Origin of the sequence: Pseudomonas sp. Bc-h, assembly GCF_002080045.1 — a bacterium.
GTDB lineage: Bacteria > Pseudomonadota > Gammaproteobacteria > Pseudomonadales > Pseudomonadaceae > Aquipseudomonas.
On the sequence record NZ_MUIN01000005.1, the window covers coordinates 21977 to 35282 of the forward strand.

Genomic DNA, 13306 nt, shown 5'->3' on the forward strand with positions numbered 1-13306 from the left:
ACCTTGAGACCATCTGCATCGCCGGGCGTTTTACAACGCCCCGCCATGCTGGGCTTTCCACCAATTGCAGAACTCGTCCAGCGCGGTCCAGACGCTGACCTTGGGCTGGTAATCCAGATAATACTGAGCACGGCTGATATCAAGGGTGAAATCTCGGCTCATGACCTGCATTCCGATTCTCGACAGCGTCGGTTCAGGTCGGCCTGGCCAGAGCATGCACGCGGCTTCGTTCAGCGCAGCAGCGCTGTAGCCCAACCCGTACGAGCGATAGCGAGTCACGGGCGGCAGTTGCATCTGGCGCATCACGTAATTGACCACATCCCAGATCGGAATTGGCGTGCCGTTACTGATGTTGTACGCCTTGCCCAACGCGGAGCCCGCGGCCAGCAGGCTGCTGAGCAAGGCCTCGTTGAGGTTCTGGATGCTGGTGAAATCGACTTTGTTCAAGCCATTGCCGATGATCGACAGGCGCTTTTTGCGCTGCATCTGCATCAGGCGCGCAAAGATGCTGGTGTCGCCTGCGCCGGTCACGAAGCGAGGACGCAAGGCGATCACTTCCAGACCGAACTCTTCGGCGCCGAACACCTTCTGCTCGGCCAGGTATTTGGTCGCGGCGTAGTGATTATGAAAGCGCTTGGGCACCTGTTCTTCGCGAATATTCAAGTGCGAATGACCATCAAAATAGATCGACGGCGATGACAGATGCACCAGACGCCGCACCTGTTGCTTCAGACAGGCCTCGACCACGTTCTCTGTCACCTGAACGTTGCCCTGATGAAAATCCTGCCGCCGCCCCCACGTCCCGACGGCGCCGGCGCAATGCACCACAGCTTCGACGTCATCGCACAAGACCTGCACCAGCTCCGGGTCGCCCAGATCGCCTTGAATGAACTCGGCGCCGCGACGTACCAGATGCTCGACGCCCTCCGCGCGACGGCCGTTGACCCGAACGCTCAACCCCTGCTCCAACGCAAAACGCGCAAAGCGTCCGCCGATGAAGCCGCTCGCGCCGGTGACCAGAATCTTCATTTACCGCTCCAACCTTTCATAAACCAGAAAACGCTTTGTTCTGAAATGACGCTCACTGAGCCTCCAGCGGCACCAACCATTGCCCGGCTTTTTTTGCCAAATGGTCGGTCAGCTGGTTCAGCAGCTGCCCGCCGTTGCGCCAATGATGCCAGTACAAAGGCACATCAATGCAGCGATCGCTCAACAATTCCACCAGTTTGCCGCTCGCCATCTGCTCACGAACTTGCAACTCCGGGACCAGTCCCCAGCCCATTCCGGCTTCGGTCATGCGAATGAAACCTTCGGATGACGGGCATAAATGGTGCTCGAAGCCGCCTTCAACTCCCAGTGAAGCCAGATAGCGATGTTGCAGAAAATCATCCGGCCCGAACACCAGCGCCGGTGACCGTGCCAGGGCCTGAGCGGTGACGCCCTGTGGAAAATGGCGCGCGATGAAATCCGGACTCGCCAGCGCACGATAGCGCATGGCGCCCAGCAGCAGACTGCGTGCACCGGCCACCGGTCGCTCGCTGCCGCATAGACAGGCAGCGACATCCCCGGCCCGCATGCGCTTGAGGCCCACGTCCTGGTCCTCCACCACAAGATCGGTCAGCAGTTGGTGTGCCGCGCAAAAATCTCCGACCGCCAGCGCCCACCAGGTCGCGAGTGAGTCGGCATTCAAGGCGATGCGCAGACGCTCTGGCGTGCCTCCCTCGTCCAGCGCAGGCACCACGCTCTGCAGATCCCGCTCTAGCAGCCGCACCTGTTGCACATGGTTGAGCAGCCGACGACCGATGTCCGTTGGCGTAGGCGGCGTCGCGCGCACCAGCACCGGCTGGCCAACCCGCGCTTCGAGCAATTTGATGCGCTGGGACACTGCCGATTGCGACAGTCCCAACACGTGGGCGGCTCGCTCGAATCCTGCCTGCTCGATGACTGCCGCCAGCGCTGAAAGCAACTTGTAGTCGAACATCACTTTTCCTAATGAGTGATGAGGATTATTGCTTTTTCTTATACAGCCATTCCATCGACAATCACCACATCAAATCGCATTTCGCATCATCGATTTCCCGGAGCACGACACCATGTGGCAAAGCTATCTCAATGGTCTATTGATCGCGTTTGGCCTGATCATGGCCATCGGTACGCAGAACGCTTACGTACTGGCGCAGGGCCTGCGGCGCGAACATCACTTGTCGGTGGCGCTGCTGTGCATCGTATGTGATGCGGTTCTGGTGACGGCCGGGGTGTTTGGGCTGGCGAGCGTGCTGGCGCATAACCCGACGCTGTTGGCCGTGGCCCGCTGGGGCGGTGTTGTATTTCTGGTGTGGTACGGCGCCAAGGCTCTGCGTCGGGCGATTTCTCCACAAAGCCTGCAGGAAGGTGACGGTAGCGGTCAGCGCTCGCGCCGCGCAGTGTTGCTCACGGCGCTGGCGGTGACGCTGCTCAACCCGCATGTCTATCTGGACACCGTGCTGCTGATCGGTTCTCTCGGCGCGCAACAAACCGTGCCCGGCGCCTATGTATTCGGCGCGGCCAGCGCCTCGCTGCTGTGGTTCTCGACGCTGGCGATCGGCGCTGCATGGCTTGCCCCATGGCTCGCCCGCCCCGCCACCTGGCGCCTGCTGGACCTGATGGTGGCGGTGATGATGTTCAGCGTGGCAGCGCAGCTCATCAGGACCGCGTAATTCTCGCGCAATGCTCTGGAACCTCTATCCCACACAGTTGTTGCGTGGTTATGGGCCGGACCCGGTGCTATGATCCAGAACCCTGCGCCGCAAAGAGTACAAAACTCGCCGGCGTATGTTCTGTCTGGCCGCCCGTGATCGGCCTTGCGCAAACCGCAACTGACCTGATTAGGAGAATTACCATGGCTTTCGAATTGCCGCCGCTGCCGTACGCACACGATGCTCTGGCACCGCACATCTCCAAGGAAACTCTGGAATACCACCACGACAAGCACCACAACACCTACGTCGTGAACCTGAACAACCTGGTGCCTGGCACCGAGTTCGAAGGCAAGACTCTGGAAGAGATCGTCAAATCTTCCTCGGGCGGTATCTTCAACAACGCAGCCCAGGTCTGGAACCACACTTTCTACTGGAACTGCCTGGCGCCAAACGCTGGCGGCCAGCCAACCGGCGCCCTGGCTGATGCCATCAACGCTGCGTTCGGTTCTTTCGACAAGTTCAAAGAAGAGTTCAGCAAGACTTCCATCGGCACCTTCGGCTCCGGCTGGGGCTGGCTGGTGAAGAAAGCTGACGGTTCCCTGGCTCTGGCCAGCACCATCGGCGCCGGCAACCCGCTGACCAGCGGCGACACTCCGCTGCTGACCTGCGACGTCTGGGAACACGCTTACTACATCGACTACCGTAACCTGCGTCCAAAATACGTCGAGGCGTTCTGGAACCTGGTGAACTGGAAGTTCGTTGCCGAGCAGTTCGAAGGCAAGACCTTCACCGCCTGATCATTTTCAGGTAGCTACTCCGAAAAAAGCCCGGCCTCGCCGGGTTTTTTTTCGCCTTCTGTTCGTCCTTTATGTATTGTCAGCGGACGATAGCGGACTAATATCAGTTTCGGCCTGATTTGAAGAAAAGGGGCTCAAGTTCCGCCCTCAGCCTACCGACACAGTACTGATAGCCTTATTGCCTGCGTGTAAATTGTTATCCGGATGAAACAGGTCAAGGCTGTATCAAAACCTTGACCCGAAGGCCTGCATTGCCAATGCTTGCATACGGTCACCCGCTATCAGCATGGATGAAGGAATGCCCATTTGAAGCTGGAACTCAAGAACAGCTTGTCGGTGAAGCTGCTGCGTGTGGTGTTGCTTTCAGCGCTCGTCGTAGGCGTTGTGCTCAGCTGCGCGCAGATTGTCTACGACGCGTACAAAACGCGACAAGCCGTTGCCACTGACGCCGAGCGAATTCTGGACATGTTCCGCGACCCGTCGACTCAGGCCGTCTACAGCCTGGACCGGGAAATGGGCATGCAGGTCATCGAGGGCCTGTTTCAGGACAAGGCCGTTCGCATGGCGTCGATCGGACACCCCAATGAAACCCTGCTCGCGGAAAAGACTCGCGACCTGAAAGCGTCCCCTACTCGCTGGCTGACTGACTCCATCCTCGGTCAGGAACGCAGTTTCACCACTCAACTGGTCGGCCGCAGCCCGTACAGCGAATATTACGGCGATTTGCGCATCACTCTGGACACCGCCACTTATGGCGAAGGCTTCCTGACCAATTCGATGATCATTTTCATTTCCGGTGTGCTGCGTGCGCTGGCGATGGGGCTGGTGCTGTACCTGGTCTATCACTGGCTGTTGACCAAGCCGCTGTCGCGCATCATCGAACACCTGACCAGCATCAACCCCGACCGCCCGAGCGAGCACCAACTGCCCCTGCTCAAGGGGCATGAGAAGAACGAACTGGGCCTTTGGGTCAACACCGCCAACCAGTTGCTCGCCTCCATCGAACGCAACACGCATTTGCGCCACGAAGCGGAATCCAGCCTGCTGCGAATGGCGCAATACGACTTCCTCACCGGGCTGCCCAATCGCCAGCAACTGCAACAGCAACTGGACAAGATCCTGATCGATGCGGGCAAGGTGCAGCATCGGGTCGCCGTGCTGTGCGTAGGGCTGGATGACTTCAAAGGCATCAACGAGCAATTCAGTTATCAGGCAGGCGACCAGTTGCTTCTGGCGCTGGCCGATCGTCTGCGCAGCCACAGCGGGCGTCTGGGCGCGCTGGCACGCCTTGGCGGCGACCAGTTTGCGCTGGTTCAGGCCGACATCGAGCAACCTTACGAAGCGGCTGAACTTGCGCAAAATATCCTCGATGATCTGGAGGCGCCGTTTGCGCTCGATCAAGAAGAAATCCGCCTGCGCGCCACGATCGGTATCACGCTGTTCCCCGAGGACGGCGACAGCACCGAAAAGCTGCTGCAGAAAGCCGAACAGACCATGACGCTGGCCAAGACCCGTTCGCGCAATCGCTATCAGTTTTACATCGCCAGCGTCGACAGCGAAATGCGCCGCCGCCGCGAACTCGAAAAAGATCTGCGTGAAGCCTTGGTGCGTAATCAGTTTCACCTGGTCTACCAGCCGCAGATCAGCTATCGCGATCAGCGCGTGGTGGGCGTCGAAGCACTGATCCGCTGGATTCACCCGGAACATGGTTTCGTGCCGCCGGATCAGTTCATTCCGCTGGCCGAACAGAACGGCACCATCATCGCCATTGGCGAATGGGTGCTGGATCAAGCCTGCAAACAACTGCGTGAGTGGCACGATCAGGGTTTCACCGATCTGCGCATGGCGGTGAACCTCTCCACCGTTCAACTGCACCACTCTGAACTGCCCCGAGTGGTTAACAATTTGCTGCAGATCTACCGCCTGCCTCCGCGCAGCCTGGAGCTGGAAGTCACCGAAACCGGCCTGATGGAAGACATCAGCACCGCCGCTCAGCACCTGCTCAGCCTGCGTCGCTCCGGCGCACTGATTGCCATCGATGACTTCGGGACAGGCTATTCGTCGCTGAGCTACCTGAAAAGTCTGCCGCTGGACAAGATCAAGATCGACAAGAGCTTCGTTCAAGACCTGATCGACGATGATGATGACGCCACGATCGTGCGCGCCATCATTCAGTTGGGTAAAAGCCTGGGCATGCAGGTTATCGCCGAAGGTGTCGAGACCACCGAGCAAGAGGCGTACATCATTTCCGAGGGTTGCCACGAAGGTCAGGGCTACTTCTACAGCAAGCCGCTGCCGTCACGGGAGCTGCTGGCGTATCTCAAGCAGGCGCAGCGCACGCACGTCGGGGTTTTGTAATAAGGAACACTCCGTAACTGCTTGCTCGCCGGCGGTGCCGATTCCATCCGCGGCACCGCAGGCAATCCGCACTGCCTGACTCGCCCCCGAAATCCCCAAGCGCCAATTCCCGCTTATGCCTTGCCTGAAATTCTTGTAACAGCTTGAAATATCTCCCCCTCCCGCGACGGGGCATTTTGCCTTTACACAGAATGCAAATCTTTCGCATTATGTCGCAGCTTTTTTCTGGCGTTCGCCACCGTTCACACATTCTCTCGACGCAGGATTCCGTCATGATTCGTATGCCCCTGGCAACCGCTAGTCTGCTGGCCATCGCTATCTCCCTGGCCGGTTGTGACCAAGGCAAGGACAAGCCCGCTGCCGCCGCACCGACTCCGGCACCCGCCGCTGCAACGCCCGCTGCAGCTCCGGCCGCTGCGCCAGCCCAGAACAGCGATGCCGCCACCAAGGCTGTGGTCTCGAACTACGCGAACATCGTGTTCGCCGTGTTCAGCGACGCCGAATCCACCGCGAAGAAACTCAGCACTGCCGTCGACGCCTTCCTCGCCACCCCGAACGATCAGACACTCAAAGCCGCCCGTGACGCCTGGGTTGCCGCCCGCGTTCCTTATATGCAGAGCGAAGTGTTCCGCTTCGGCAACACCATCATCGACGACTGGGAAGGTCAGGTGAACGCCTGGCCGCTGGACGAAGGCCTGATCGACTACGTTGCCAAGGACTACCAGCATGCGCTGGGCAACCCGGGCGCTACCGCCAACATCATTGCCAACAAATCGGTACAGGTCGGCGAAGACAAGGTCGACGTCACCGAAATCACCCCTGAAAAACTCGCCAGCCTGAACGAGCTGGGCGGCTCCGAAGCCAACGTCGCCACGGGCTACCACGCTGTCGAATTCCTGCTCTGGGGCCAGGACCTGCACGGCACAGGCCCAGGCGCTGGCGAGCGTCCGGCCAGCGATTATGTCGAAGGCAAAGGCGGCACCGGCGGCCACAACGACCGTCGCCGCGCCTACCTGAAGGCCGCGACCGACCTGCTGGTCAGCGATCTGGAAGAGATGGTCAACAACTGGAAACCGAACGTCGCCGACAACTACCGCGCCACTCTGGAAGCCGAACCGGCTGAAAGCGGCCTGCGCAAAATGCTGTTCGGCATGGGCAGCCTGTCTCTGGGCGAACTCGCTGGCGAGCGCATGAAGGTGGCACTGGAAGCCAACTCCAGCGAAGACGAGCACGACTGCTTCAGCGACAACACCCACAACTCGCACTTCTACAACGGTCTGGGCATTCGCAACGTTTATCTGGGCGAATACACCCGCGTAGACGGCAGCAAGGTCAGCGGGCCGAGCCTGTCCTCGCTGGTGGCCAAGGCTGACGCTGCGACCGACACCACCGTGCGCGCCGATCTGGACGCCACTCAGGCCAAGTTGCAGGTCATCGTTGACCACGCCAACAAGGGCGAGCATTTCGATCAACTGATTGCCGCTGGCAACACCGCTGGCAATCAGGTGGTTCGCGATGCCATCGCAGCACTGGTGAAACAGACCAGCGCCATTGAACAGGCGGCGGGCAAACTGGGCATTACCGACCTGAACCCGGACAACGCCGATCACGAGTTCTGAGTCACGCCCACGGCGCGCTCGAAAGAGCGCGTCAACGGTCATCCAAATCGATGCCGACCCGTAATGGGTCGGCATTTTTTATGTCCGTAGAAATCACGAAATCCCGCATGAATAAAGGTCTGATGAGGACAGATCCGTAAGTTTTGTAAGGCATTTCCTGTTCGCTCTCTGTCGGATTGAACGGCTCCGGTTCGCCGTCGATCATGCGCACTTCTCAGGCCCCATCCCATCCAGGAGGAGACAGACAGTGCCCAACAGAAACAAGAAAAGGCGCCGCGTCAGCAAGCTCAAAGCCAACGATTACGGTATTCACCTATTGGTCGGCATCAAGGGCCCACGTGCCTGGAAGGTGACGATCTATCGCGATGGCAGAACCTTCAACAGACTGTTCTCATTTTCCCGCTATGGCGGCCAGGAAGCAGCGCGCAAAGCCGCGGATGCTTGCCGTGATCAACTGCTGCTGGCTCACCTGCCCAAGCTGAGCCGCGACATCCGTCAGCGCATCATCGCGACCAACACCAGTGGTTATCCGGGGGTGCACTACCGCTGCTACACCGGTATCGCCTACTGGGTGGCGCGCACCACGCTGCGCAACGGCAGCAGCGTGACCAAGTCGTTCAGGGTCGAGCATTACGGTTACGAACGGGCCAAGGAGCTGGCGATACGCGAGCGCGAGCGACAGTTGGACAGTATCGGCGACTACCGATCGTTCAAGGTGGTCGAGGGCGAGCGGCGTCTGATGCAGCTGATGGTGGAGAATCCTGCACTGGAAATTGCCGGCGTTTGAATGGCCAATACCTTCTAGATTCAGGGTCTGGCGGCGAATTGGTTACAACACATTACGAGAGGCACTTACAAACGCAAATCCCTCTTATTCCTCAAAGACGGGGCTGGTAAGCTTGCTCGCCCCGATTTCCCCCCTTTTGCAGGATGTGTATGACTGCGCGGTTCCGTCTCTCGCTTTTCCTGCTGATGGCCTCGGCCCTCGGCGGGTGCGACGACGCCCCGCGATTCACCACAGCCGAACCCGGCGAAGCGCAGTCAGGCGGCACGACGACGGTCAACAAGAGTGATCGCAACGCTTTCTCCTTGCCCTCGGGCAACCTCTCGCCCACGCGGCGCCTGGACTTCAGCGTCGGCAACAGTTTCTTCCGCAACCCTTGGGTGATAGCCCCCTCGACCACCACCGCCCGTGACGGCCTCGGGCCGCTGTTCAACACCAACGCCTGCCAGAACTGCCACATCAAGGACGGTCGCGGCCATCCGCCTGAACCCGGTGCCGATAACGCCGTATCGATGCTGGTGCGTCTGTCGATTCCTGATGAGCCCGCCTATGCCGAACAGCTGAAACAGCTCGGCCTCAAGCCGGAGCCGATCTATGGCACCCAGTTGCAGGACATGGCAATCCCTGGCGTCACACCCGAGGCCAAGGTGCGCGTCGAATACGATTCGATGACTGTGCATTTTCGAGACGGCACGCCAGCGCATCTGCGTCGCCCTACCCTGCGGATCACTCAACTGGGTTACGGTCCGATGCATCCTCAGGCGCGCGCCTCTGCCCGCATTGCCCCGCCGATGATCGGTCTGGGCCTGCTGGAAGCCATCCCGCAAGCGGCGATCCTGGCCAATGCCAACCCTGACGACAAGAACGGTACTGGCATCAGCGGTACGCCCAATTGGGTCTGGGACGATGCGCAGCAGAAAACCGTGCTCGGGCGTTTCGGCTGGAAGGCCTCGCAGCCCAGCGTCAATCAGCAGAACGCCCATGCTCTGGCGGGTGACATGGGCCTCACGTCCAGTCTGAAAACCTCCGATGACTGCACCCCGTCGCAACCCGCCTGCCTCGCTGCGCCCAGTGGCAATGGCCCGAACGGTGAGCCGGAAGTCAGCGACAACATCCTGCGACTGATCACTTTCTATACCCGCAACCTTGGTGTGCCTGCCCGTCGAGACGTGGCCGATCCGCAAGTGCTGGCCGGCAAGAATCTGTTCTTCAAGGCCGGTTGCCAGCAATGCCATACGCCACAGTTCACGACCGCCGCCGATGCCGCTGAACCGGAACTGGCCAATCAGGTCATCCGCCCCTATACCGACCTGCTGTTACACGACATGGGCGAAGGACTGGCCGACAACCTCACCGAATTCCAGGCCAACGGCCAGCAATGGCGGACGCCGCCGCTGTGGGGCATCGGGCTGACGCAGACCGTCAGCGGCCACACGCAGTTTCTGCACGACGGGCGCGCCCGCAACCTGATGGAAGCCGTGCTCTGGCATGGTGGCGAAGCGCTGCCTGCACAGCGTCAGGTGCTGGCGTTCGATGCACAACAGCGGGCTGCGCTGCTGGCGTTCCTGAACTCTCTATAACCATATTCTCTGAAAGATAAGGAGCCGGACATGTTCCGTCCCAAGCTGTTGTTCACCAGCCTCGCCGCGCTCGCGCTGGGTGCCTGCGCGCCATCGGACCCTCAGGCTGTGACGTCTGCCGCCATCGCCAAGCAAGTGATCCTGCCGACCTACAGCCGCTGGGTCGACGCTGACCGCCAGTTGGCCGTCAGTGCACTGGCGTTCTGTCAGGGCAAGACCGATCTGGACACTGCCCGCGCCGACTTCCTGCATGCCCAGAAAACATGGGCCGAATTGCAGCCGCTGCTGATCGGTCCGCTCGCCGAAGGCAACCGCTCCTGGCAGATCCAGTTCTGGCCGGACAAGAAGAACCTCGTCGGTCGTCAGGTCGAGCAACTGGTGACCGCTCAACCGCAGATCAGCGCCGAAGCCCTGGCCAAATCCAGCGTCGTGGTTCAAGGCTTGTCGGCCTATGAATACATCCTGTTCGACGCCGAGATCGACATGGCGACCGCCGATCAGAAGGCCCGCTATTGCCCGCTGCTGACCGCCATTGGCGAACGCCAGAAAACCCTCGCCGAGGAAATTCTCAACAGCTGGAACAGCACCGACGGCATGCTCGCGCAGCTGAGCAAATTCCCCAATCAACGTTATGCCGACTCTCACGAGGCCATCGCCGAGCTGCTGCGGGTTCAGGTCACGGCGCTGGACAGCCTGAAGAAAAAACTCGGCACGCCGCTGGGCCGTCAGTCCAAGGGAGTACCGCAACCGTTCCAGGCCGAAGCCTGGCGCAGCAAAGCCTCGCTGAGCAGTCTGCAGGCCGGCCTCGAAAGCGCGGAGACGGTCTGGACAGGCGTCGACAACAAAGGCCTGCGCGGGCTGTTGCCCGCAGAGCAGAAACCTCTGGCCGACAAGATCGACGCGGCGTACGGCGAAAGCCGCAAACAGCTGGCGGCATTGACGCCGCCGCTGGTCGAGCTGCTGGCGACCGAACAGGGGCGCCAACAGTTGAACGCGTTCTATGACAGCCTTAACGTGGTGCACCGCCTGCATGAAGGCGAACTGGCCAAGGCGTTGGGCATCCAGTTGGGTTTCAACGCCAACGATGGTGACTGATATGTTGCGACGTCAGGCTCTGGCTCTGGGCAGCCTGGTACTCAGCGCCTGTACCTTGGGCGGCTGGACGCTGTTCAGGAAGAAAGGCGAAACACCGATGCTGCTGTCGGCACGCGATGGCAGCAATGGCGAGCACTATGCCGTAGGGTATCGAGTGGACGGCACTCCGGTGTTCGCCACCCAGGTCGCCCAGCGTTGCCACGACATCATCAATCATCCGGAACTGCCGATTGCGCTGTTCGTCGCACGCAGGCCAGGGACCGAAAGCTACCTGATCGATCTGCGCGACGGCCGCCTGTTGCAGACGATCACGTCGCAGCCGCACCGGCACTTCTACGGTCACGCGGTCATTCACAAAGGCGGTGAGTGGCTGTACGCCACGGAAAACGACACCACCGATCCAGGCCGCGGGCTCCTCGGGGTCTATCGGTTCATCGGCGAGCGGCTGGAACATTCGGGCGAAATGCCTACCCACGGTATCGGCCCGCATCAGGTCTCGTGGCTGCCGGATGGCGAGACGCTGGTGGTGGCAAACGGGGGTATCCGTACAGAAGCCGAAAGCCGGGTCGAGATGAACCTGGACGCGATGGAGCCAAGCCTGGTGCTGATGCAACGTGATGGCACCCTCCTGAGCAAGGAAACCCTGTCCCAACGGATGAACAGCGTGCGCCACATGGCGATTGCCAGTGACGGCACCATCGTTGCCGGGCAGCAATTCATGGGACCGTCCCACGAGTCGGCGCAAATGCTGGCCATCAAACGTCCAGGGCAAGCTTTTCAAGCGTTTCCGGTGGCCGAGCAACAACTACAAGCCATGGCGCATTACACCGCCAGCGTTGCGATCCATAACGAACTGCGGCTGGTCGCCTTAACAGCCCCGCGAGGTAATCGTTTCTTCATATGGGACCTGGACAGCGGCGCGGTTCGTCTCGACGCGCCGTTGCCGGATTGCGCCGGAGTGGGTGCAGTGGCCGATGGGTTCGTGGTGACCTCGGGTCAAGGCCGCTGTCGTTTCTATGATTGCCGCCAAAGCACATGGGTGGCCCAGCCGATGGAACTGCCTGCAGGGTTGTGGGACAACCATTTGCATGTGGTCTAGAGGTAAGAATACGGACTCTGCAGGAGTGCGACGTCGCACCAAAAACCTGCGCGCTTCGAAATCCGGGCCTGCCACTGGCAACTAATCCGCGACACGATTAACGTGCTCGCCTGATTCATCTGTTTTCCAAGGAAGTGGAATATGTTGCGTCGCCGCATGTTGATCATGTTGGGGGTTGTGGTGATCGTGGTGCTGGCCCTGGGAGGGTATAAGGCATTCTCGATCTACAAACAGATCCAGCAATTCACCGCCCCAAAACCGCCGATCAATGTCGCGGTCGCGGTCGTCGAAGAGCGCCCGTGGCAGAGCCGTCTGCCGGCCATTGGCAGCCTCAAGGCGCTGCAGGGCGTGGACCTGAGCCTGGAAGTCGCCGGCACCGTCAAAGCCGTGCTGTTCGAGTCGGGCCAGAAAGTCAAAGTCGGCCAGCCGCTGTTGCAACTCGACAGCGATGTGGAAAAAGGCCTGCTGGGCACCGCCGAAGCCGATCTGGGCCTGGCGCAAGTCGACTACGGGCGCGGCAGCAAGCTGGTGGGCGATTCAGCCATCTCCAGAGGTGAGTTCGACAAGCTCGCCGCCACTCAGAAAAAAGCCGCTGCAACGGTCGCTCAACTGAACGCCTCGTTGGCGAAAAAACGCATTCTCGCGCCGTTCAGCGGCACCATCGGCATTCGTCAGGTCGACGTCGGCGATTACCTCGCCAGCGGCACAGTGATCGCCACGTTGCAGGACCTGACCAGCCTCTACGCCGACTTCTTCGTCCCCGAACAGGTTCTGCCGAAACTGGCCATCGGTCAGCAGGTGCAAGTCAGTGTTGCGGCCTATCCGGACAAGGTATTCATCGCCAGCATCAGCGCCCTCAACCCCAAGGTCGAGGACGCCACACGCAACGTGCTGGTGCGCGCCACCCTGCCTAACCCCGACAGCAAGCTGCTGCCGGGCATGTTCGCCAATCTTCAGGTGATGCTCGGCCAGGACACCGCGCAGCTGGTTGTTCCAGAGAGCACCATCACCTACACGTTGTACGGCAACTCGGTGTTTGTCGTGGTGCCGAAAAAAGGCGCCGACGGCCAGCCGGAGAAAAACGCCAAGGGTGAACAGCAACTGGCCGTGGAACGCCGCTTCGTCGACACCGGCGAGCGTCGCGGCGGGTTGGTGATCATCAGCAAAGGATTGAAAGCGGGCGAGCAAGTGGTGACCGGGGGCCAGTTGAAGCTGGACAACGACGCGCACATCGCAATCAGTGCAGATCAGGCAGCCCAACCGAGCAGCCAACCCAAGGTTGACTGATCAGAGGAG

General features: G+C 60.3%; 12 protein-coding genes. 9 read left to right on the forward strand and 3 right to left on the reverse strand.

Translation table 11 applies throughout. The annotated features are described in order from the left end of the window. Positions 1-30: 30 nt before the first annotated feature. Positions 31-1029 (reverse strand): NAD(P)-dependent oxidoreductase, encoded by a 999-nt coding sequence (locus BWR59_RS08905; RefSeq protein ID WP_081565280.1) that lies wholly within the window; start codon positions 1027-1029, stop codon positions 31-33. A 52-nt stretch (positions 1030-1081) separates the two neighbouring features. Next, entirely contained in the window at positions 1082-1981 is a 900-nt protein-coding gene (locus BWR59_RS08910; RefSeq protein WP_081565281.1) for a LysR family transcriptional regulator ArgP, read from the reverse strand. Positions 1982-2093: 112 nt separating this feature from the next. Here BWR59_RS08910 and BWR59_RS08915 point away from each other — a divergent pair, with 112 nt between their 5' ends. The 4 genes from BWR59_RS08915 to BWR59_RS08930 all read left to right on the forward strand — a co-directional run bounded on the left by BWR59_RS08915 (position 2094) and on the right by BWR59_RS08930 (position 7452). After that, on the forward strand, positions 2094-2696 hold the full coding sequence (locus BWR59_RS08915) for a LysE/ArgO family amino acid transporter (RefSeq protein WP_081565282.1): 603 nt from the start codon (positions 2094-2096) through the stop codon (positions 2694-2696). 182 nt (positions 2697-2878) lie between these two features. After that, positions 2879-3475: a Fe-Mn family superoxide dismutase gene (locus BWR59_RS08920; RefSeq protein ID WP_081565283.1), complete on the forward strand. Its 597-nt coding sequence runs from the start codon at positions 2879-2881 to the stop codon at positions 3473-3475. 306 nt (positions 3476-3781) lie between these two features. Beyond that, positions 3782-5833, forward strand: a complete 2052-nt coding sequence (locus BWR59_RS08925) for a bifunctional diguanylate cyclase/phosphodiesterase (RefSeq protein WP_081565284.1) — start codon at positions 3782-3784, stop codon at positions 5831-5833. Between the two features lie 272 nt (positions 5834-6105). Beyond that, positions 6106-7452, forward strand: coding sequence for an imelysin family protein (locus BWR59_RS08930; RefSeq protein WP_081565285.1), 1347 nt, complete (start codon positions 6106-6108; stop codon positions 7450-7452). A 31-nt stretch (positions 7453-7483) separates the two neighbouring features. Here the strand turns inward: BWR59_RS08930 and BWR59_RS32365 are convergent, their stop codons facing one another. Beyond that, positions 7484-7657, reverse strand: coding sequence for a hypothetical protein (locus BWR59_RS32365; protein WP_168184470.1), 174 nt, complete (start codon positions 7655-7657; stop codon positions 7484-7486). Between the two features lie 42 nt (positions 7658-7699). Between BWR59_RS32365 and BWR59_RS08935 the strand changes: the two genes are divergently transcribed. From BWR59_RS08935 to BWR59_RS08955, 5 genes are all read left to right on the forward strand, one after another. Then, positions 7700-8239: an AP2/ERF family transcription factor gene (locus tag BWR59_RS08935; RefSeq protein WP_143490800.1), complete on the forward strand. Its 540-nt coding sequence runs from the start codon at positions 7700-7702 to the stop codon at positions 8237-8239. A gap of 149 nt (positions 8240-8388) precedes the next feature. Continuing rightward, positions 8389-9816, forward strand: coding sequence for a di-heme oxidoredictase family protein (locus tag BWR59_RS08940; RefSeq protein ID WP_081565287.1), 1428 nt, complete (start codon positions 8389-8391; stop codon positions 9814-9816). A gap of 30 nt (positions 9817-9846) precedes the next feature. Then, on the forward strand, positions 9847-10911 hold the full coding sequence (locus BWR59_RS08945) for an imelysin family protein (RefSeq protein WP_081565288.1): 1065 nt from the start codon (positions 9847-9849) through the stop codon (positions 10909-10911). Between the two features lies 1 nt (position 10912). Next, a complete protein-coding gene (locus tag BWR59_RS08950) occupies positions 10913-12010 on the forward strand; it encodes a DUF1513 domain-containing protein (RefSeq protein ID WP_081565289.1) in 1098 nt (365 codons plus the stop codon). 141 nt (positions 12011-12151) lie between these two features. Beyond that, positions 12152-13297, forward strand: a complete 1146-nt coding sequence (locus tag BWR59_RS08955) for an efflux RND transporter periplasmic adaptor subunit (protein WP_081565290.1) — start codon at positions 12152-12154, stop codon at positions 13295-13297. Positions 13298-13306 lie beyond the last annotated feature (9 nt).